The sequence below is a fragment of the Roseovarius sp. EC-HK134 genome (assembly GCF_902498815.1).
GTDB classification, from domain to species: Bacteria; Pseudomonadota; Alphaproteobacteria; order Rhodobacterales; family Rhodobacteraceae; genus Roseovarius; species Roseovarius mucosus_A.
Window position 1 is genome coordinate 202,400 of record NZ_LR701544.1, and the last position, 21,212, is coordinate 223,611.

14 protein-coding genes are annotated in these 21,212 nt (G+C 62.4%); 3 read left to right on the top strand and 11 right to left on the bottom strand.

Annotated elements, in window-relative coordinates:
- Positions 1-51: 51 nt before the first annotated feature.
- Complete coding sequence (locus tag GC127_RS05025; RefSeq protein WP_008279428.1) at positions 52-1,113, bottom strand: extracellular solute-binding protein; 1,062 nt, start codon at positions 1,111-1,113, stop codon at positions 52-54.
- A gap of 151 nt (positions 1,114-1,264) precedes the next feature.
- Positions 1,265-2,239, bottom strand: coding sequence for a quinone oxidoreductase (locus tag GC127_RS05030; protein ID WP_037296964.1), 975 nt, complete (start codon positions 2,237-2,239; stop codon positions 1,265-1,267).
- A gap of 365 nt (positions 2,240-2,604) precedes the next feature.
- On the opposite strand from GC127_RS05030, the gene GC127_RS05035 reads away from it, so the two are divergent.
- Positions 2,605-3,165, top strand: a complete 561-nt coding sequence (locus GC127_RS05035) for a DUF4202 domain-containing protein (RefSeq protein WP_008279430.1) — start codon at positions 2,605-2,607, stop codon at positions 3,163-3,165.
- A gap of 418 nt (positions 3,166-3,583) precedes the next feature.
- Complete coding sequence (locus tag GC127_RS05040) at positions 3,584-4,285, top strand: sirohydrochlorin chelatase (protein ID WP_151976842.1); 702 nt, start codon at positions 3,584-3,586, stop codon at positions 4,283-4,285.
- Positions 4,286-4,407: 122 nt separating this feature from the next.
- Here GC127_RS05040 and GC127_RS05045 read toward each other — a convergent pair whose 3' ends face one another.
- From GC127_RS05045 to GC127_RS05085, 9 genes are all read right to left on the bottom strand, one after another.
- Positions 4,408-7,026, bottom strand: coding sequence for a nitrate reductase (locus GC127_RS05045; RefSeq protein WP_151992555.1), 2,619 nt, complete (start codon positions 7,024-7,026; stop codon positions 4,408-4,410).
- Positions 7,023-7,370 (bottom strand): nitrite reductase small subunit NirD, encoded by a 348-nt coding sequence (gene nirD / locus GC127_RS05050; protein ID WP_008279434.1) that lies wholly within the window; start codon positions 7,368-7,370, stop codon positions 7,023-7,025. Before nirD ends, GC127_RS05045 begins: the two co-directional genes overlap by 4 nt.
- On the bottom strand, positions 7,367-9,808 hold the full coding sequence (gene nirB / locus GC127_RS05055; protein ID WP_151977064.1) for a nitrite reductase large subunit NirB: 2,442 nt from the start codon (positions 9,806-9,808) through the stop codon (positions 7,367-7,369). Before nirB ends, nirD begins: the two co-directional genes overlap by 4 nt.
- Positions 9,808-11,466: an ABC transporter ATP-binding protein gene (locus tag GC127_RS05060; RefSeq protein WP_151977066.1), complete on the bottom strand. Its 1,659-nt coding sequence runs from the start codon at positions 11,464-11,466 to the stop codon at positions 9,808-9,810. Before GC127_RS05060 ends, nirB begins: the two co-directional genes overlap by 1 nt.
- 6 nt (positions 11,467-11,472) lie before the next feature.
- Positions 11,473-12,543 (bottom strand): ABC transporter permease, encoded by a 1,071-nt coding sequence (locus tag GC127_RS05065; protein WP_151977068.1) that lies wholly within the window; start codon positions 12,541-12,543, stop codon positions 11,473-11,475.
- Positions 12,544-12,572: 29 nt separating this feature from the next.
- On the bottom strand, positions 12,573-13,937 hold the full coding sequence (locus GC127_RS05070) for a CmpA/NrtA family ABC transporter substrate-binding protein (RefSeq protein WP_151977070.1): 1,365 nt from the start codon (positions 13,935-13,937) through the stop codon (positions 12,573-12,575).
- A 249-nt stretch (positions 13,938-14,186) separates the two neighbouring features.
- Entirely contained in the window at positions 14,187-15,356 is a 1,170-nt protein-coding gene (locus GC127_RS05075; protein ID WP_081507521.1) for a CmpA/NrtA family ABC transporter substrate-binding protein, read from the bottom strand.
- The gene (locus tag GC127_RS05080; RefSeq protein ID WP_008279442.1) at positions 15,353-15,928 is read right to left on the bottom strand and encodes an ANTAR domain-containing response regulator; all 576 of its coding nucleotides are present in this window, start codon (positions 15,926-15,928) and stop codon (positions 15,353-15,355) included. Before GC127_RS05080 ends, GC127_RS05075 begins: the two co-directional genes overlap by 4 nt.
- A gap of 291 nt (positions 15,929-16,219) precedes the next feature.
- Positions 16,220-18,937, bottom strand: a complete 2,718-nt coding sequence (locus GC127_RS05085; protein ID WP_151977072.1) for a cation-transporting P-type ATPase — start codon at positions 18,935-18,937, stop codon at positions 16,220-16,222.
- A gap of 393 nt (positions 18,938-19,330) precedes the next feature.
- Between GC127_RS05085 and GC127_RS05090 the strand changes: the two genes are divergently transcribed.
- Positions 19,331-21,169 carry an alpha/beta hydrolase gene (locus GC127_RS05090; RefSeq protein WP_151977074.1) on the top strand — a complete coding sequence of 613 codons (1,839 nt, stop codon included), beginning with the start codon at positions 19,331-19,333 and terminating at the stop codon, positions 21,167-21,169.
- Positions 21,170-21,212: the final 43 nt, after the last annotated feature.

Sequence of the window (21,212 nt, forward strand, 5' to 3'; positions counted from 1 at the left end):
TTTGACCTTTTAGGGGTGACGCGGCGGTTGACCCGCCGCGCCCCATTCCAGTTATTGCGCCGCGATCTGATCCAGCAAACGGCCTTCGATATCCTCAAGACCGGCGGGGATTGGCGGGAACCACTTGATGTTGGAAATCACCTCGGGCGGGAACGCCTCTTGATAGGCGGCACGCAGTGCCGGATCGACCAAGTCGTCAGACCCTTTGGAGGCCGAGAAAGACCCCGCTTGATTGACGATCTGCGCCGCAACATCAGGGCGCATTACAAAGTTGATCCATTTGTAGGCGGCCGCATCATTCTCGCCTTTGGCGGGAATGGCAAAGGTGTCGATCCAGCCCAAGGCACCTGTCGAAGGGGCCACGAAGTTCCACTTGGCATCCTCGGCATTCAGCTTGAAGCCGGTGGCATCCCAGGCCTCTGCGGCCACAACCTCGCCTGAGCGCATCATCGCCAAGAGATCATCGGCACCGCTCCAATAGGCTTTTACATTGGCCTTGCATTCGCCCATGGCAGTGGCGGCGGCGGTGATGATTTCCTCGTATTTCGCAGGGTCAGAATAGGCCGCGAACGGATCCTCTCCGGCGGCAAAGGCAAAGCCCAGAAGGGCGATCCGCTTGGTCCGCATGGAAATCTTGCCCGCGTAGTCAGCCGAGCAGAGATCGGCATAGGTCTTGATATCGCCTGCAACCGAGCGATCCACAGCAAAGCCTGACACGCCCCAGATATGCGCCACGCCGTAAGCCGCGCCATCCACCGTGGTTGCGGCCACCGAGGCATCATAGAGATCGCCGATGAATTGCTCTTTGTCGATCTGGCTCAGATCGAGCGGCTTGTAGATGCCGAATTCCTGTTGCGGCCCAAGGATACGGTCTTGGCTGGGCTGTGCCAGATCAAAACCTGCCCCACCCGTGGCGCGCAGCTTGGAGATCATGTCCTCGTTATTGGACAGGGTCACTTCTACGTCGATGCCGGTCTCGGCCTTGAAGGCGGTGATCACAGACTCGGGCGCGTAACCGCCCCAAGTCAAAAGGCGCAAGGTCTCGGCAGACCCGGCAGTGCCGATCAGCGCAAAGGCTGCGCTGGTCAGGACGGTTCCCAACAGCTTTCTCATAGTCCACTCCCTGTGTATCGCCCGGTTCCCGGGCCTTTGTTGTGGCCAGACGCTATGCCGCTGCCCGGCATGCGTCAAGCCATGCGCAGATTACGCATGAGCGAGGGCTGTCGCCAACCCTCGCTATTCAACAGCAACAGAGCCGAGAGGATCAGAGCGTCAGGATCGTCGAGCCCGTCGTCTGCCGCCCTTCCAGCGCGCGATGCGCCTCTGCAACCTGATCCAGAGGGAAACGCTGCCCGATATTGACCTTGATTGCGCCGCTCTCGACCTTGTCGAAGAGATGCCGCGCCATATCCTGACAGCGGGCGTGATCGGCGAGGAAGGTGAACAGCGTTGTGCGCGTCAGCTTGAGAGATCCCTTGGCTGCCAGCGTCAAAAGGCTCACCGGCTCAACCGGGCCAGAGGCATTGCCAAAAGACATCATCATTCCCAAGGGCTTGAGGCAATCGAGGGATGGCGCGAACGTATCCTTGCCAACACCGTCCATCACAACATCCACACCCTTGCCATCGGTCAGCGCCTTGACCTCTGCCACGAAATCGCTGTCGCGATAGTTGATGCAGGCTGAGGCGCCGTTTTCCATCGCAAGGCGGCATTTTTCATCCGTGCCTGCGGTGCCAATCAACCGGATACCTTCTGAGCGCGCCCATTGGCAGGCCAATAGGCCGACACCCCCCGCAGCGGCATGGAACAGCACGGTTTGCCCCGCCTCAAGAGGCCAGACCCGATGAAAGAGATATTCCACCGTCATCCCTTGCAACATGATCGACGCGGCATCTTCAAACGAAATGCCATCCGGCAGTGGGCAAACCTGCGACGCGGGCATCACCCGCGCCTCGGCATAGGCACCCGGCGGGGTCGCGGCATAGGCGGCGCGATCACCGGCTTTCAGGTGGGTGACACCCTCGCCAACTGCCTCGACAATACCCGCCGCCTCCATCCCCAAAGCATGCGGATAGGCCAGCGGATAGAGGCCAGTGCGTTGATAAACATCAATAAAATTCAACCCACAGGCCATGTGGCGGATGCGGATTTCACCCGGCCCCGGCTCTCCTACGGGCCAGTCGACCAGCTTCAACTCGTCTGCGCCGCCCGCTTTTTCGATAATGACTGTTCGCGCCATGTCGTGCTCCCTCTCATTCATTGCATGATCCCTGTCGCCATGTGGCGATTGGCGGGGAATAAAGGCCAGTCCGCGGCGAAAGGCAATCCCGGCGCTTGGGATTTCCCAGTCTGCAATCCGCATGACCCAATCCTGACCAGCCGTGCCGCATGACGACCAAGTGTTTGTAAAAAAACGGAAAAAGGGCAAAGATGAACGCGTGCATGCGCAACGCTCTGTCTTTGACCGCTGAATATGTCCCTTTGAAACCTGAGGTGTGGCGGCGTGAAATGGGCCAACCGATCCAAGATCCAATAGATCAATGACAGCGAGGCCCTGCGCGGCTATGCTGAGCAGGACCCGGCAGAAACATGGGGTAAAGCATTGTGAACAAACTGGAAACTGCACTTGCTGCGATTGACGCGGCCAACCGTCATGACCCGGATTTGCGCGAGGGCGAACCGGCGGCTTGGCTTTATGGGCGACGGATGAGCGCGGAATGCACTCGGCTGTTTCCAGAGGCATCAGAGCCGTTGCAGATTGCCGCGCGCGGCCAGCATATTGAGCGTTGGGTATTGAAAAGACAGGATTTTCCAGAGGGGCGTGCCGGATATCTGACATGGCGCACGACCCTTGCCAAGCATCACGCGGCCCGCGTGGGCGAAATCATGCAAGACGCAGGCTATGACAGCCACGACATTGATATTGCAGGAAAAATGATCCGAAAAGAGGGCATCAAGCGCGATGCGGACGTGCAGGCGCTGGAGGATGTCATCTGTTTCACCTTTCTCAAGTGGTATTTCGCCCCCTTCGCCCCCTCGCAAGACCCGGAAAAGCTGGATCGGATCGTTACGAAGACCGCGCTGAAAATGTCGGAGGAGGGGCGCGCGCGGGTGTTGGAGGAGTTCGATCTGCCCGAGAGTTTGGCCGTTCATTTCCGGGTTTGAACCTTACAGAGCTTACGAAGCTTGAGGCGATTTTGTAAGGTTTTCCAGAACATTTCGCGATCAGACAGAGCACCGGCCAGCGCAGGCAGAAACGTGCCAGCGCGATGGTAAGTCCAAGCCGTCAGAATGAGCCGACACCCGCCAGAACATCCACCGCGTGACAGCAGGTGAGATGGGGACAAAAGGTTAACAACGGGTGCGTGCCCCATCCGATTGCGGCCAGAGCCGGGGGCCGGTGTGGCGCATGTGGAGTTTACCCACGACGGGCGCTATGTCTTGGTGTCCATCTGACAGGACGCCGGTGAGGTAATCGTTTACGATGCGGTCACGCTAGACGAAGTGACCCGCCTGCCGATGCGCAAACCCTTGGGGACAGACATTGCCGATACCAAGATCACATTCCCGGACGGAACCCGCCATGAACACCGCCGCAATCATTGTAAGCCATGGCCAACCTTCGGACCCGGACCCCGCCGAAGCGGCGCTGGCCGATTTTGCCGCTGAAGTGGCACAGGCTCTGCCCGGCTGGCGTGTGGGATCGGCCACGCTGGCCAAACCCGGCGCGCTGGAGGCGGCGCTGGTTGAGGCTGGGCCGGGCGCGCATGTTTATCCCTATTTCATGACGGGGGGGTGGTTCACCGGCGATGCATTGATGCAGCGGCTGGAAGGGTCGCGCGCGGTTGTCTTGCCGCCCTTTGGTCTTGACCCCGGATTGCCGGGCTTGGCGGCCGCGCTCTTGACAGACACGATGGCTGCGCGGGGATGGCAGGCACCGGAGGTGCGGGTGTTTCTGGCGGCGCATGGATCAGGGCGCAGCACGCAAACGGCGCGCGATACGCAAGGGTTTGCCGAAGCACTTGCCGCGGTGTTGCCCTTGGCGGAATTGCGGGTGGGGTTTGTCGAGGAACCCCCCTATCTGGCGGATCAGGCGTTCGATCTGGGCGCGACGGCGATTTGCCTGCCGTTCTTTGCCGCAAAGGGCGGGCATGTTCTGGACGATGTTCCAGAAGCGCTGGATCTGGCGGCGTTTCAGGGTGTTTTGCTGGATCCTATCGGCTGTGCGCCGGGAGCGGCGGCGCTGGTGGCGCGCAGTTTGGCGCGGGCGATGGTGGCGGCATGATGCGCGGCTCTTTTGCTGCTGTATCCGTCAACCGCGCGGGCGGGGCGATTACTCTCGTCCTGCTGGCGCGGATGGGCCATGTGCTGGGCTGCCGCCAGTAAAGGCGCTGGTTGAGCGGGCTGTCATGGGGCCGCTTGTTTGAGCCGGGGCAGAGGCAGCTGTGAAAGTGCCAGCATCGCGGCCAGTTCCGGGCGGCAGGAGCCGCAGCTTGTGCCCGCGTGTAGGGCTGCGCCGATCTGCTCGACGCTGGTCAGGCTTTGCGCTGCAATCGCCGCCATGATCGTATTGAGCCCGACATTGAGGCAGGCGCAGACCGTCGGGCCGGGATCGAACGTGCCCACCCCCGGACGCCCCGCCAGAAGCGAGGCCCCTGCCCGCCCCACCTCGGCGGCCAGATGGCCGCGCGCAAGCTGCACGGGGTCAGGCGCGATAAAGAGCGCGGCCAGTGTGCAGCCATCGTGCATCAGGGCCAAGCGATGCGTGCCGCGCATGCGATCCTCGACACTGAGGCAGATGGCATCGGGCAAATCAAAGAGGGCGCGCGCGTAGGCTTCCCATGTCTCGGGCCGCTCTACCCCGGCCAATTCACTGCGCCAGCCGCCTGAATGACGGGCGCGCGCCCAATAGGTGGCGTTGGGATGTTGCGGGCCGGTAGACACGGCAAAGCCATACCATGCGGGGGCAAGCGGGGCGATGGCGACAACGGCGGCCTTGCTCTCGGGTTGGCCAGAGACAGGGTCTGTCACCGGCGCAATGAGGGCATCGACGCGGCCCATCGGGGCAGTATCGCCAGTCCAGTGGATCGGTGCGAAAACTTGGCCGGGTTGCACCCGGTCGGTGATGGCCACGCGCAGGATGGCTGCACCCTGGGGGCTGGTGACGCGGGCGAGGGTCGCCGGAGCAAGGCCAAGGCGCGCGGCATCCTGCGGGTGGATTTCGAGGAACGGCTCGGCGATGTGCTGGGTGAGGCGCGGGGCAAGGGCGGTGCGCGTCATCGTATGCCACTGGTCACGGATGCGGCCCGTATTGAGCCGGAACGGATAGCGGCGTGCGGTTTGCGCGACCGGAAGGCGCGGCGTGATGGGCAGCATCCGCGCGCGGCCATCGGGCGTGAAGAATCCGCCCTGTCCAAAGAAACGCCCCCCCTGTTGCTGGGCTGTGACCGGCCAGCGGGTGGGCGGCAGCGCGTCATAATCAGCCTGCGCCAGACCCGAGATGTCAAAGTCGCGCCCCAGATGGCCGGCAATGCCGGACAGGGCCGCGTGTTCGGCAAAGACCTCGGCGGCGCTGGTCCAGCCAAAGGCATCAGCCCAGCCCATCCTCGCGGCCACATCGGCGATCATGCGCCAGTCATCCCGCGCCTGACCGGGGGCGGGCAGGAAGGGGCGTTGGCGGCTGATGGTGCGGTCGGAATTGGTGACAGTGCCGGATTTCTCGCCCCATGCGGTGGCAGGCAGCACCACATCGGCAAGCCGGGTGGTGTCGGTGCGGGTGATGTCACTGACCACCACGAAATCACAGCCTTTGATGGCGGCGGCCACTGCATCGGCATCGGGCATGGAGATGGCGGGATTGGTGTGAATGATCCAGAGCGCCTTGATCCGTCCGGTTGCCACGGCCTCAAACATCTCGACCGCTTTGAGGCCGGGCTGATCGGGCATTGCGGGACTGGCCCAGAACCCCTGCACGGCGGCGCGGTGTTGGGGGTTTTCAAGGTCGAGGTGACAGGCCAACATATTGGCAAGCCCCCCCACCTCGCGGCCGCCCATGGCGTTGGGTTGGCCGGTCACGGAGAACGGCCCCATGCCGGGGCGTCCGATCCGACCTGTGGCAAGGTGACAATTCAGGATCGCATTGACCTTGTCGGTGCCGCTGGAGGATTGGTTGATCCCTTGGGAATAGACGGTCACGACCCGGTCCGTCGTGGTGAACCAGTCGAGGAATTGCGCGAGATCACCGGGGGCCAGCCCCGTCAGACCGGGATCACTGGCGCGCGCGGCGGCAAGTGCCGCGTCAAACCCGCTGACATGCTGCGCCACATAAGAGCGGTCCACCGCGCCACGATCCGCGAGGGCGACCAGAGTCGCGTTGAAGAGTGCGGCATCGCTACCGGGGGTGAGGGCGAGATGCAGATCGGCGCTATCGCAGGTCGCGGTGCGGCGCGGGTCCACCACCACAATCCGGGTTCCGCGCGCCTTTTTCGCGGCGACCAGCCGCTGATAGAGCACAGGATGGCACCAAGCGAGGTTGCTGCCCACCAGCACCACCAAATCTGCGGTATCGAGATCCTCATAGGTGCCGGGCACGGTGTCTGACCCGAAGGCCCGTTTATGCCCCGCGACCGACGAGGCCATGCAGAGCCGCGAGTTCGTATCGACATTGGCGGTGCCGATATAACCCTTGATGAGCTTGTTGGCGGCGTAATAATCCTCAGTCAGCATCTGGCCCGAGAGGTAAAAGGCCACGCTATCAGGCCCGTGATCCCGAATGGCCGCCTGAAAGCGGCTGGCCACCAGATCGAGCGCCGTCTCCCAATCGGCGGGTTTGCCGCCAATCTGCGGTGACAGGATACGATCCGTAAGCCCGAGGGTTTCGCCCAAGGCGGTGCCCTTGGAGCAGAGCCGCCCGAAATTGGCCGGGTGATCGGGATCGCCTTTTACCGTGGCCCCCCCTTGACCATCGGGCGAGACAAGAAGGCCGCAACCGACGCCGCAATAGGGGCAGGTGGTGCGCATGCTCATGCCGCCGCCACAGGGATGAGGCGCGCCGCATCCAGCAGGATGCGCCCACCCGCGACCCGTGCCGCGTAGGTGGCGACCGCCCCTGCATCCGCCCCCTGCGCCAACCCGGTTTCAAGGTTGAACACCCAGTTATGCAAGGGGCAGGTCACGGCATGGCCATGCACGATCCCCTCTGACAGGGGGCCGCCCTTGTGTGGGCAGCGATCCGAGAGGGCAAAGACCTGATCGTCGGCGGTGCGGAAGACGGCGACGCAGCCCTGAGCGGTCTTAACAACCCGCGCCCCGCGTTGCGGAATATCCTCTAGCGCGCCGATATCGAGCCAGTTTTGATCGGGGCTCCTCATTCCGCCGCCTCCTGTGTCAGATCGGCCAGCGGCGCGAAATCCGCCTGCGCCTGTGGGGTGGCGCGGTCTGCCCATGGGTCGCGTTGATACAGGCTTTGCGACAGATCGAACCGGGCGATCAGGGCGGCGCGGGTGGCGGCATCCTCGACAATCTGCGCCTGCACCCATGCCAAACCCACCTTGGCCAGCCATTTATAGGGGCGATCCAGATATTTGGCGTGTTCGCGGTAAAGCTGCACAAAGGCCACGGTCAGGTCAATCGCCTCTTGTTCTGTGGCGACCTTGGCCAAACGATCTGTTTCGCGCAGGTCCATCCCGGCGGCACCGCCGACGCCGATCTCGAACCCGGAGTCGACGCAGACGATGCCCACATCCTTGCAGGTGGCTTCGGCGCAGTTGCGGGGGCAGCCCGAGACCGCCAGCTTGACCTTGTGCGGGGTCCACGACCCCCAGAGGCGTTGTTCGAGCTTGATCCCCAGCCCGGTCGAATCCTGCGTGCCAAAGCGGCAAAAATCGGTGCCGACACAGGTTTTGACTGTGCGCAGGCCCTTGGAATAGGCGTGGCCTGACACCAGCCCCGCCGCGTTCAGATCGGCCCAGACATGCGGCAGGTCTTCTTTCCTGACACCCAAAAGGTCGATGCGTTGGCCGCCTGTCACCTTGACCGCCGGGATGGCGTATTTGTCGGCGGCATCGGCAATGGCGCGCAATTCGCGGGGGTTGGTCATGCCGCCCCACATGCGCGGCACCACCGAATAGGTGCCGTCTTTTTGGATATTGGCGTGGTTGCGTTCGTTGACGAAGCGGCTTTGGGCATCGTCGGTATAATCCATCGGCCAGTCGGCAAGCAGGTAAAAGTTCAGGGCAGGTCGACAGTGATGACAGCCACAAGAGGTTCTCCAGCCCAGTTCCTGCATCACGGCAGGCATGGATTTGAGGCCGCGCGCCTTGATCAGGCGGCGCACATCCTCGTGCGTCAGGTCGGCGCAGCCGCAGATTGGCTGGGCTGCGGGCCTCTGGAAGGCATCGCCGAGCGTGCTGGCCAGAACCTGCTCGACCAGCCCTGTGCAGGTGCCACAAGAGGCGCTGGCCTTGGTCTGGGCCTTGATCGCTGTGAGGGTGGTGGCACCGCCATGGATTGCGGCCACGATCGTGCCTTTGCAAATGCCGTTACAGCCACAGATTTCCGCCTCAGGCGGCAAGGCTGCAACGGCTGCCAAAGGGTCCGGTTGGTCCCCCCCCTGATAGGCCGGGCCAAAGATCAGCGTGTCGCGCATCGGGGCAATCGGGGTGCCGTCCTTAATCAGGCCAAAGAACCATGAGCCATCGGCAGTGTCGCCATAGATCACCGCGCCAATCAGGCGGTCGGCCTCGATGATCAAGCGTTTGTAGACGCCGCGCGCCGGGTCGCGAAACACGATGTCCTCGCGCCCTTGGCCCTCGGCAAAGTCGCCGGCGCTGAAGAGGTCAACGCCCGTGACCTTGAGCTTGGTTGCGGTCTGAGCCGGTTGAAACGCCGCCGCCTGTCCCAGAAGCGTTGCCGCAACCACCCGTGCCTGATCGTAGAGGGGGGCCACCAGCCCAAAAAGCTGTGCGTTATGTTCCACGCATTCGCCCACGGCCAGAATATCGGGGTCAGAGGTTATCATCTGGTCATTCACCAAGATGCCGCGCCCGATTTCGAGGGCGGCATCGGTGGCGATGCGGGTTTCGGGGCGGATGCCGACGGCCATGCAGACCAGATCAGCCGCGTAGATCGTGCCATCCTCGAGCAACACGGCCTCGACCCGGTCTTGGCCGAGAATTGCCTTGGTGGCCCCTTTGCAATGCACGCGGATGCCGCGCACCTCGAGATCCTTTTGCAGCAGATAGCCTGCAGCGGGATCAAGTTGTCGTTCCATCAGGTGGCCCATCAGGTGAATGACCGTCACCTCCATGCCGCGCGCCGCGAGACCTGCCGCCGCCTCGAGCCCGAGCAAACCGCCGCCGATGACAACGGCCTTGGCGCATGGTCGCGCAGAGGCGTCGATCATGGCCTGCGTGTCGTCCATATCACGATAGGTAAGGACGCCGGGCAGATCCTTGCCTGCGACGGGGATCAGGAAGGGGGCCGATCCGGTGGCAATCAGCAGCTTGTCATAGGGTGCGGTGCCCGAGTTGGAATAGACCAGCTTGGCCGCGCGGTCGATCTGCACCACGCTTTCGCCGAAGCGGCAGGTGATGTTGTGCTGCGCGTAAAAGGCATCGTCGTGGGTGACGATATCCGCATAGGTTTTTTCCCCTGAAAGGACGGGCGAGAGCATGATCCGGTTGTAATTGCCGCGCCGCTCGGCGTTGAAGAGGGTGATATCCCAGCCGTCGGGATCGGCAGCCAGCAGATGCTCGAGCGCCCGCCCGGAGGCCATGCCCGCGCCGATGACAACAAGTTTGCGTTTCATCATGCAGCCTCTTTCTTGTGGGCGCCGTGTTCGTAATCCTCAAGGAATTGCAGAACCTCAGCGCGGTAGCTGTAGTAGTCGGGATGTTCGAGCAGTGCCTTGCGGGTGCGGGGGCGGGGCAGGTTTACATCCACGATTTTGCCGATGCGGGCATGCGGCCCGTTGGTCATCATCACCACACGATCCGCGAGCAAGATCGCCTCGTCCACGTCATGGGTCACGCAAACCGCCGTCACCTTGGTGCGCGACCAGACCTCCATCAGCACCTCTTGCAATTCCCAGCGCGTCAGGCTGTCCAGCATGCCAAAAGGCTCATCCAGCAACAAAAGTTTGGGGGAGAGGGCGAAGGCGCGGGCAATGCCCACCCGCTGTTTCATACCGTTGGATAGATCGGCGGCGCGCCGGTCCATGCTGTCGCCCAAGCCCACACGTTCGAGATAGTATTCCACCACATCCTGACGTTCCGCGCGGCTGGCACGCGGATAGACACGATCCACACCGATGGCCACGTTTTCCTTGGCGGTCAGCCAAGGAAAGAGGCTGGGCGCCTGAAACACCACGGCGCGTTCGGGATCGGCCCCGCGCACCTCGTGACCATCAAGTTTGATCGCGCCACCGGAGATTTCGTTGAGACCGGCCGCCATGGTCAGGACGGTGGATTTACCGCACCCCGAGTGGCCGATCAGGCTGATGAATTCGCCCTTTTTCATCTTGAGGTCGAAGCGGTCGACCACGGTCAGGGGCCCCTCGGAGGTTGGGTAGACCTTGGAGAGCTGCGAGAATTCGAGATATTTTTCGGCAAGCGGGCTTTTGGCGGCTTCGGCATAGGCCTTGGGCGTGCTGTGAATGGGCGTGACCTGTGGCAAGTGCCGTGTCTCTGCGACCTTGGCCGCGATGCCCACCTCCATCAGGTATTTCGTGACATCGGCGCGCAGTCGCTTGAACGCTGGATCGTTGTTCATGGCACTGCGGATGCGTGGACGCGGCAGCGCGACCTTGAAGGCGGTGCCGAGGGTGCCATCCGGGGTCAGTGGAATGATGCGGTCGGCAAGCAAGAGCGCCTCGTCCACATCATTGGTGATGAGAACCACGGTTTTTTGGTCCGCCTGCCAGATCCGCGTGATCTCGTCCTGCAGGTTGGCGCGGGTGAGCGCGTCAAGCGCTGAGAGCGGTTCATCCAGAAGCAGGACTTCGGGTGTCATGGCAAGGGCACGCGCGACCGAGACCCGTTGGCGCATACCCCCGGACAATTCCGCCGGATACCGCGCCTTGGCGTGGCTGAGGCCCACCATGGCGATGTATTTATCCACCATGGCCGCCCGTTCGGCGCGGCCTGCAAATTTGTGCACGGCATCCACCGCAAGCGCCACATTGCCCGCAACCGTCAGCCACGGCATCAGCGAATAGGACTGAAACACCACCCCGCGTTCCGGCCCCGGCCCGGTGATGGGTTTGTTTTTGAACAAGACCTCGCCGCTGTCAGGCTGGGAGAGCCCCGCCATTTGGTTGATCAGCGTGGTCTTGCCCGTGCCGGAAAAGCCCAGGATCGCCAGAAACTCGCCCTCTTCGACCGCAAGGGTAATGTTCCTGAGCACCTCGCGGCGCTGCAATCCGGTGCCGAAGCCCTTGCACAGGTTTTTGAATTCCAGAATGGCCATGGCGATTTACCTGTTGTCCGAAAAGGTGAAGAGCGATTGCGCCGCATACATCAGGCGATCCAGCAAAAAGCCGATGATGCCGATGGTGAAGACCGCAACCATGATCTTGGCGAGGCTGGTGGACGAGCCGTTCTGAAATTCGTCCCAGACGAATTTGCCAAGGCCGGGGTTTTGCGCCAGCATTTCCGCTGCGATCAGCACCATCCAGCCCACACCAAGCGAGAGCCGCAGCCCGGTGAAGATCAAAGGCAGCGCCGAGGGCAGCACGAGGCGGGTGATCTTGGTCCAGGTGGTTAGTTTCAGCACCCGGCTGACCGAGATCAGGTCACGGTCAATGCTGGCCACCCCCAGCGAGGTGTTGATCAGCGTGGGCCAGAGCGAGCAGAGCGTCACGGTGATGGCCGAGGTCAGGAAAGACCGCGAAAACAGGCCGTCTTGCGTCACATAGACCGCCGAGACCACCATGGTGACAATGGGCAGCCAAGCCAGAGGGCTGACGGGTTTGAAAATCTGGATCAACGGATTGAGCGCCGCGTTGGCGGTCGGCGACAGCCCCGCCGCAATGCCCAGCGGCACAGCCACGGCGGTGGCAATCAGAAAGCCGAAGAACACCGTCTGAACCGAGGTCCAGATCTGCGCATAATAGGTGGGCGAGCCGGTGTAGGGCCGTTCGCGCACGCGGTCGGCCTGACCGGCGGCAATCAGCTCTGCGTTGCGTTGATCCTGACGCGCGAAGAAGTCGGCCTTGCGCGCCTGTTCTGCAACATGCTCGTCATGCAGTACGATCGCCTGTTCCCAGACCTGCGCCGGGCCGGGGATAGCCCCAAGCGATGTTTCCACCCGTGGTGCCAAATTGCCCCAAAGCACGAGGAATCCGAGGATCGCCAGAACCGGCACACCCAGAAGCTGCCAGATCTGTCTGGCCTGTGCTTTGGGGTTGTCGCCTGCCGCCGCCTTGAGCAGCGGGGTCAGGAAGGACAGGCCCAGCACCTTGAACCAGCCGTCCAGCCTGTTGATCCGAGTGAACAGCCGCGCGCGGCGTTCGGTTTGAAGTTGGGCGGGGTCGATTGCCGTCATGTCTTGCACTCCTTGCCAATGGCGGGGCCTCAGCCCTGCACCTCGTTGCCCACAACGGTTTGATCGCCCTTGAGGCCAATTGGCAGGCTGTCGATATAGGCGTTGGGCGCGCGGCCATCGAAGGGGATGCCGTCTATCGCGTGATCCACCACATCGCGGAACCCGTCATTGCCAAACGGGAAAGCATCGGCAGGCACCACACCATCCTCGACCAGCGATTGGGCTGCGGCCTCGAACAGGTCGGTGCGGAACACGCTGCGCGCCGTTTCGACATACCAGTCGTCGGTTTGCGCCTGCGTGATCTGGCCCCACCGGCGCATCTGGGTCAGATACCAGACGGCATCAGAGGCGAAGGGATAGTTGGCATTGTAGCGGAAGAACACGTTGAAGTCGGGCACCGGCCGCACGTCTCCCTGTTCATATTCAAAGGTGCCGGTCATGGAGTTGCGCAGCACCGCCACATCCGCGCCGACATAGGTTGGGCGGCTGATGATCTGCACCGCCTCTTCGCGGTTGGCATTGTCATTTTCATCCAGCCAGAGCGCGGCGCGGATCAAGGCACGGGTCAGGGCACGCACGGTGTTGGGGTTGTCCTGAACAAAGTCGGCACGCAGGCCAAGCACCTTTTCGGCACGCATCGGGAACACATCGAGATCGGTGGCCACCGGCACGCCAATGCCCATGGCAACGGCCTGCTGGTTCCACGGCTCGCCCACGGTATAGCCCGAGATGGTGCCCGCCTCGAGGGTGGCGGGCATCTGGGGCGGTGGTGTCACGGACAAGAGCGCCTCGGCGTTGATCTGGCCCGAGATGTTGTCGGTGCTGTAGAAACCGGGATGGATACCGCCTGCGGCAAGCCAGTAGCGCAGTTCGAAATTATGGGTCGAGACCGGAAAGACCATGCCCATGTTGAACGGGCGGCCCTGATCGGCAAAAGCCTCGAGCGCCGGGCGCAGCGCCTTGGCGGAAATGGGGTGAAGGGGCTTGCCCTCGGCATCCGACGGAATGGCCGGGCGCATGAGATCCCAAACCTCGTTCGAGACCGTTGTCGCGTTGCCGTTCAGGTCCATCACGAAGGGGGTGACGATATGCGCCTGAGTGCCAAAACCGATGGTCGCCGCCAAGGGCTGACCCGCCAGCATATGCGCGCCGTGCAGGTTGCCGTCGATCACCCCGTCAAGCAGCACCTTCCAATTGGCCTGTGCCTCGAGGGTGACAAACAGGCCCTCGTCCTCGAAATAGCCCTTTTCATAGGCGATGGCGAGCGGGGCCATATCGGTGAGCTTGATGAACCCGAGGGTCAGATCCTCAATTTCGGGCAGGGTATCGGCGCGCAGCGATGTGGCGGCAAGAGCGGCGATCAGGGTCGTCGTTGTAATGAGCTTGCGGATCATGAAGGTCTCCTCTGGCGATGGCCCGGAACACCGGGTTGAAAACGAAAAAGCCGCCGACCTCGTTTGCGCAGAATGCACAAGCAGGTCAGGCGGCTATGCCCATGGGGGTCCTTCATTGGACCCTGATTTAACGAATCGGCGTCCTTGCCAACCCGTCCCTATGATGTGGCAAGACGGGCGCTGCATTGCAGCAAAAAAGCGCGCGACGGCCCTGCGTTTTTCTGCGCGAGCGCTTTGATGCCTAAAAAATCATCCGAATTTCTGGCCGGAGTCGAAAATCTGCCCGTCGAAAAATACATCGGGCGTGAGGATCATTTCCCCCTGTTCAGAGGCGACGGCAGTCGGGTGAAGCAGGCTGCCTTCCAGCTTTTCAGAGGCACCGGGCAGGTCTGCGCCGGCGGATCGCAGGTTAAGCCGATAGAGATCGGTCCGACAAATCGCCTTGGCGGCGGCAAGGCTGAGGCTGCGATCAAACCCGTGGCGCGCCGCCATCTGGTCGGCGAACCAAGCCGCTTGGGACCGCCAAGGAAAGCTGGCCGCGCCATCGAAAAAGCGGATCATATCCGGCACGCGGCGCAATTCGCCCTGTGGGGAAATCACCATCTCGCCCCTTAGGGCGCGATCCAGCAGTTCGGCGGGGGCGTTCACATATTCGGACCGTGCCAGAATTTCAGAGGCGATGGCGCGGTTTTCGGGCAGGCAGAGCCACCGCGCCGCGCGCCAGATCGCGCGCATCAGCCGCCCCGTCAGAGAGGGATTCTCGCATACCCAGTCATGGCGGGCGGCCAATACCTTTTCCGGGGCGACCGCCCATATCGCGCGGCTGGGCAGCAAGAGCGTGCCAGCGCCCTGCTCGACCGCGACAGAGCCCCACGGCTCTCCGACACAGAAGGCGTCGATTTCGCCAGCGGCGAGTGCTTCGGCCATGCGCGGCGGCGGAATGGTATTCAGCGCGAATTCCAGATCAGCATCCCGCAGCCAGTATCGGACAAGTTCGACATGGGTCGAGAAGGGAAACGGCACACCGATCCGCAAGACGCCGTTCGCCGCCAGAGCGAGATCGCGCGCCGCGCACGCCGCGTCGGCAAAGCCGAAATCATGGCCCGTGGCGCGCAGCCGATCAGAAAGCGCCTGCGAAACCCCGATCACATCGCCGTTCAGCGAGAGAACCTGAAGGATATCCAGCCGTTCCACAGCGCCGCCCAACCCCAAGGCCATCGCCACCGGCAAGGGGGCCAGCATATGCGCCGCATCCACCTGGCCCCAGAGCAACAGATCACGCAGGCTGGACCATGATGGCGCGCGGCGCAGGTCAAAGGCCAGCCCCTCTGCTGCGGCAAATCCCATTTCATGCGCGATGACAATCGGGGCCATATCCAGAAGCGGAACAAAACCAATACGCAGCACGGCAAGGGTCATGAGAGCAACCCCGCCGCTGTGACCAGCGCGCTGGCCACTTCGGCCACCTTGCGGCCTTGATCCATCGCGGTCTTGCGCAAGAGCGCATAGGCCTCTTCTTCGGTCAGGCCGCGCGCTTTCATCAAGATACCCTTGGCACGGTCGATCAGCTTGCGCTCTTCCAGCGCGCGGCGGGTGGTTTCCAGCTCCCTCCGCATGCGACGGAACATCTGGAAACGGGCAATGGCGGCGTCCATCACAGAGGCCACACGCTCGGGCTGAAGACCGTCCACGACATAGGCCGATACGCCAGCCTCGATTGCCTGTTTCGTCAAATCCCTATCCGTGCGGTCGACGAAAAAGGCGACAGGCCGCTCCATCGGACCAGAGGCAAGGGCCATTTCCTCGAGCGTGTCGCGCGACGGGTTGGACATATCTATCAGCACGATATCGGGGGCAATATCAGATACACGCCGGGAGAGGCCTGCCGGTTCGGCAATGACCGTCACCTGATGGCCAAGCGGTTGCAGGCTGTCGATTACCAGTTTGGCGCGGGTTTCGTCTGGCTCTACAATAACGATGTGAAGTTTCATGCCCTGCGCTCGCTGCCGTGCCCCGTTGGAGGTCATGGGCGGTGGGCAAGTGCAATCGCTTTTGGCGGGATACCCATCGCACCGGGCCGGACCATCGCCCGTTTCGCGTGCTTCGCAGGCAAACCGCCTATAAGGCAGGCAGAACTGCAAAGCCGGGCGATGAGCCCTTGTTCGGCGGAGTGCCGGGCAATCCCGCCACGGATTTTATGGCCCGTCAGAGGATTGCGTTACGCCCGGTGCGCTGTGGGATCTGCACGATTGTCTCAGATATATCTGAAGCGCCTAGGCGGTTCAGACGTGCCGATCTGGCTTGAGTGGCAAGACGGCAAGCCTCATCTGCTTTTCTGTTTCTATCAGCGCAAAGAAGGCGATCCCGATCACAAGGATCAGCATCCCGTCGAAGAGGGGCACGGCCTGGGTGCCGAGGATCGCCTGAAACGGCGGCAGGTAGGTGATTGCGACCTGTGCCACAGTGACGGCGACCACGCAGGCCCAGACAATCGGTGTGCCCTTTGCTGCGGCCCAAGTGAGGGAGGTGCCATAGATGTTGCGGATGAAGAACAGGTAGAAAATCTGAAGCACAACGAGGGTGTTCATCGCGATGGTCTGGGCGAGAGGAACCGGATACCCCCTGTCTGTTGCATAGAAATACATCCCGAAAACCGCCATCAAGATCAGAGTTGAGATAAGCGCGATCTGCCAGATCAGCGTACCGGTCAAAAGCGGCGCCCCGCGTGGACGGGGTGGGCGGAGCATGGTGCCAGGCTCTGACGGCTCAAACGCGAGCGCCAGACCAAGGGTGACGCCGGTGATAAGGTTGACCCAGAGGATTTGCACAGCGGTGATCGGCAGGGCCATCCCGGCGAACAAGGCCACGATGATCGTCATCGCCTCGCCCGCATTTGTGGGCAGCGTCCAGCTAATGACCTTTTTGATGTTGTCGTAAACGGTCCGGCCCTCGCGCACTGCGGCGGCGATGGAGGCGAAATTGTCATCCGCCAGAACCAGATCGGCGGCTTCCTTTGCGGCTTCGCTGCCTTTGAGGCCCATGGCGATCCCGGCATCTGCCCGCTTGAGGGCGGGGGCATCGTTTACCCCATCGCCGGTCATGGCCACGGCCAGGCCGCGCGCCTGCAACGCGGTAACGAGGCGCAGTTTGTCCGCAGGAGAGGTGCGGGCAAAGATATCGGTCGCAACCGCAGCCTCGGCAAGCTCTGCGTCATCCATCGCCGCAAGATCAGCGCCGGTCAGCACGCGCGCGCTGTTTCTGAGCCCGATCATTCCGCCAATGGCGCGGGCCGTCGCGGCATGATCGCCGGTGATCATCTTGACCCGGATTCCGGCGGCATGGCATTCGGCAACCGCTGCAATCGCCTCGGGGCGGGGGGGATCCACAAGCCCGACGAGACCAATCAGGGTGAGATGCCCGTCAAGTCCCAAGGAGGTGAGGCCAGTCTGCGTGACGGGGGCGGTGCCTGTGGCAACGGCAATCACGCGCTGCCCTTCTGAGGCGAAGTCTTCGATCCTGGCATGCCAATAGGCACGGTCGAGCGGCTCTGTCTTGTGCCCGGCTGTGCGCTGGTCGGCGCAAAGGCCCAACACCGCCTCGGGGGCGCCTTTGACATGAATCCACAAGCGGCCCTCTGGATCACGATCAAGCGTCGCCATGTAGCGATGCGCCGCATCGAAGGGGATCGCATCAATGCGTATCCAGTCTTGAAAAGATCTGTGACCCTGACCTGTGATCTTGCCGGCCAAGGCCGACAAGGCGCCCTCCATCGGATCCCCCTCAACGTGCCACGCATCGCCATGGGGGTGCAGCATGGAATCGTTGCAAAGTGCTGCCACGCGGGCAAAGTCCTGCAAAACCATCTTGTCGGCGGGGGCTGTATCGGCATCAGGCCCGCGCAATGCGCCGTGCGGGGCATAGCCGGTGCCACCGACCGAGAACACATGCCCTGCGCCCGCCAGCGCCACCACCATCATTTCGTTGCGCGTGAGCGTGCCGGTCTTGTCCGAGCAGATCACAGACACTGACCCCAGCGTTTCAATCGCAGGCAGGCGGCGGATGATTGCATTGCGCCGCGCCATCGCCGTTACACCGACGGCAAGCGTGATCGTGAGGACGGCGGGCAGGCCTTCGGGAATGGCCGCAACAGAGAGGCCGACAATCGCCATGAAGAATTCGCGAAATGGCAGATGCCCCACGAAATATCCGTAAGCCAGCAGCGCGGCGGCCACCATGAGGATGAATACCGAAAGCCAACGCGCGAACAGATCCATCTGCGCCACGAGTGGGGTGGTCAGCGTCTCGATGCTGCCCAACATGCCACTGATCCGACCAATCTGGCTGTGACCACCGGTGGCCGTGACCACACCGCGCCCCTTGCCCGCTGCGATGAACGTGCCGGAAAACAGCATCGACGATTGATCGCCAAGCGGCGCATCTTGGGGCACCGGCGCTATTGTCTTGTCGGTGGGCACGGATTCGCCCGTAAGGATCGCCTCTTCGGCCTTGAGGCCGCGCGCCTCGATCAGCCGAAGATCGGCAGGCACCCGATCACCCGCCTCGATCAGCACGATGTCGCCCGGCACCAGATCAGCGGCGTCGATACTGACCCTTTGACCATCGCGCAGCACGGCGCAGTTCGGTGCAAGCATCTTGCGAAGTGCCGCCATCGCCTGTTCGGCCCGGCCTTCTTGAAGAAAGCCGATGAGGGCATTGACCAGAACCACAGCAAGGATCACCCCGGTATCGACCCAGTGCCCCAAGGCCGCCGTCACCATCGCAGAGGCAAGGAGAACGTAGATCAGCACGTTGTGGAAATGGCCGAGGAACCGCAGGATCGGATTGCGTCTGGGCGGCTCTGGCAGACGGTTTGGGCCATGGGCCGCCAGACGGCGAGCGGCGTCTTGTGATCCCAGCCCGTCGCGCGTGACATCGAGCGCGGCAAGGGCGCTTTCGGGGGATGTTGCGTGCATGGCGGCTGTTTGACGCGCGTCGTTCATTCTGCTCTCCTTGACGTGGTTAAAACTGCGGCGGGGACGCGCGTGCCGTCCAGAGTGACATGAGAGTTTTGCCGAAGCGTTTGTGCCATTCTCATGGAAATTTGGTCATGCCCCCGACGCGCAACTCTCGAATGGTTAAACTTGGGGCAACATCTGCCAGCATAGTTCCCCAGATCGGAGGCGTATTTGATTCATGTCAGGGGCATTCCCCGCAATTAGGAGGATACTTGGCCCATGAGTGGTCTTTCGCCCTGATGGCCCGGCAGCGTGTGCCTGCGTGCCTTGGCTACCTTGGGCGGTGCGCGCAGGACTGCGCGCGAGACTGTAGCCGGTGAGCATCAGACGAACACGCGCATTGAGTTGCCCCCTCAGATCACAGGAGAGCATTGCAGCATGGCCCACACCCCCAGCCGAAGCCAGAAACCGCGCTCCAAGACTGACGCGGCAGAGCGCCTGCCCTTGGTCGTGCCCTTGGTGCAAACACCTGCAGAAGAGCCATCCCATGACAGCCGCGATCCACATCCCCACGCGGCCCTTGACCGAAGTGCTATGGCCAGTCTTGCGCAATTCACCGGTGGGCTGTCGCCACACGCGATGATTGATGCCTGGAGCGACTGGGCCATGCATCTGGGCCGTGCGCCGGGGCGGCAATTGGAACTGATGGAACGGTGGCGGGCCAATGCGTTGAAGCTGATGCAATTTGCCTCCGCGCAGGCGTTGGATCAGCCTGCGGAAAAGCCATTCAAGCCGGGGCCCTATGATACGCGCTGGTCGCATCAAGGCTGGGACAAGCCGCCCTTTTCCCTCTGGCAGCAGGGGTTTCTGGCCACGCAAGATTGGTGGCATGCGGCAACATCAGAGCTGCGCGGGTTGCGCCGACAGAATGCGGATCGCACCGGCTTTATGATGCGACAGCTTCTTGATACGGTGTCGCCTTCCAATTTCCCATTGGGCAATCCGGAAATTCTGGAAAAGACACGGGCGACAGGCGGGCGCAACTTGATTGACGGGGCTGCGCGCTGTGCTGACGACGCCCGGCATATTCTGGCGCAGGAGCATCGGCCTGTGCCGAAGGAGTTTGCGCTTGGCAAGGTTCTGGCCTGCACGCCGGGTGCCGTGGTCTATCGCAACGACCTGATGGAGTTGATCCAGTATTCGCCCACCACATCCGACGTGCAGGCCGAACCAGTGCTGATCGTGCCGGCATGGATCATGAAATACTATATTCTCGATCTCTCGCCCGAGAATTCCTTGGTCCGGTGGCTGGTTGGACAGGGATTTACTGTCTTTTGTATCTCGTGGCGTAATCCGGGAGCGGAAGACGCGGACCTGTCGCTAGAGGCGTATCGCAAGCAAGGCGTCATGCAGGCGCTGGACGTCATCAACGACATCGTGCCGGGGCAAAAGGTGCATGCCAACGGCTATTGCCTTGGTGGGACGCTGCTGGCTATCGCGGCGGCGGCGATGGCGCGCGACGGTGAGGACCGATTGGCATCGGTCACCCTGATGGCGGCCCAGGTAGATTTCGCCGAAGCGGGCGAATTGCTGCTTTTTCTCGACGAAAGTCAGGTCGCCTTTCTGGAGGATCTGATGTGGTCGCAGGGCTATCTGGACCGGCCGCAGATGTCGGGGGCCTTTGCCGCGATCCGGTCTGAGGATTTGATCTGGTCGCGCGCGGTGCGGCGGTATTTCCTCGGAGAGCCGGACTTGCCCACCGATGTCACCGTTTGGGTCAATGACACCACCCGGATGCCAGCCCGGATGCATTCGGAATATCTGCGCGGGATTTTTCTGGAGAACCGCATCTCGGCGGGGCGATTTGCCGTGGATGGCAAGGTTATCGCGCTCAAGGATATCTCGGGGCCGGTCTTTGTCATTGGCACCGAGACCGGCCATATCGCACCGTGGCGCTCCGTCTACAAAACAGCCCTCTTTACCGATTGCGACCTGCATTTCCTGTTGACCAAAGGGGGCCATAACAGCGGCATCTTGTCAGAGCCGGGGCATAGAGGGCGGCACTATCGGATCGGCCATCGCCCGGCGCTGGCGCTTTATCGCGATCCCGATACATGGCTGGCGGCGCATGATCCTGTGCCCGGATCGTGGTGGCCCGAATGGTCAAAATGGCTGGCACGCCAAAGCAGTGGCACCGTCCCTGCGCGCCAACCCGGCACAGATGCAAACTATCCCAGTATCGCGACAGCACCGGGGACATATATCCACCAGACCTGAGGCCGTGCAGGGGCGTAGCCGGGTTTGAAAAGAACGGGACCGC

What these genes read in the sequence shown, in the direction of transcription:
- GC127_RS05065 (WP_151977068.1), bottom strand. Translation starts at nt 12,543, where the DNA reads ATGACGGCAATCGACCCCGCCCAACTTCAAACCGAACGCCGCGCGCGG.
- GC127_RS05080 (WP_008279442.1), bottom strand. Translation starts at nt 15,928, where the DNA reads ATGAAACTTCACATCGTTATTGTAGAGCCAGACGAAACCCGCGCCAAA.
- GC127_RS05085 (WP_151977072.1), bottom strand. Translation starts at nt 18,937, where the DNA reads ATGAACGACGCGCGTCAAACAGCCGCCATGCACGCAACATCCCCCGAA.
- nirB (WP_151977064.1), bottom strand. Translation starts at nt 9,808, where the DNA reads ATGAAACGCAAACTTGTTGTCATCGGCGCGGGCATGGCCTCCGGGCGG.
- GC127_RS05030 (WP_037296964.1), bottom strand. Translation starts at nt 2,239, where the DNA reads ATGGCGCGAACAGTCATTATCGAAAAAGCGGGCGGCGCAGACGAGTTG.
- GC127_RS05045 (WP_151992555.1), bottom strand. Translation starts at nt 7,026, where the DNA reads ATGAGCATGCGCACCACCTGCCCCTATTGCGGCGTCGGTTGCGGCCTT.
- GC127_RS05090 (WP_151977074.1), top strand. Translation starts at nt 19,331, where the DNA reads ATGGCCCACACCCCCAGCCGAAGCCAGAAACCGCGCTCCAAGACTGAC.
- GC127_RS05060 (WP_151977066.1), bottom strand. Translation starts at nt 11,466, where the DNA reads ATGGCCATTCTGGAATTCAAAAACCTGTGCAAGGGCTTCGGCACCGGA.
- GC127_RS05070 (WP_151977070.1), bottom strand. Translation starts at nt 13,937, where the DNA reads ATGATCCGCAAGCTCATTACAACGACGACCCTGATCGCCGCTCTTGCC.
- nirD (WP_008279434.1), bottom strand. Translation starts at nt 7,370, where the DNA reads ATGAGGAGCCCCGATCAAAACTGGCTCGATATCGGCGCGCTAGAGGAT.
- GC127_RS05025 (WP_008279428.1), bottom strand. Translation starts at nt 1,113, where the DNA reads ATGAGAAAGCTGTTGGGAACCGTCCTGACCAGCGCAGCCTTTGCGCTG.
- GC127_RS05040 (WP_151976842.1), top strand. Translation starts at nt 3,584, where the DNA reads ATGAACACCGCCGCAATCATTGTAAGCCATGGCCAACCTTCGGACCCG.
- GC127_RS05075 (WP_081507521.1), bottom strand. Translation starts at nt 15,356, where the DNA reads ATGACCCTTGCCGTGCTGCGTATTGGTTTTGTTCCGCTTCTGGATATG.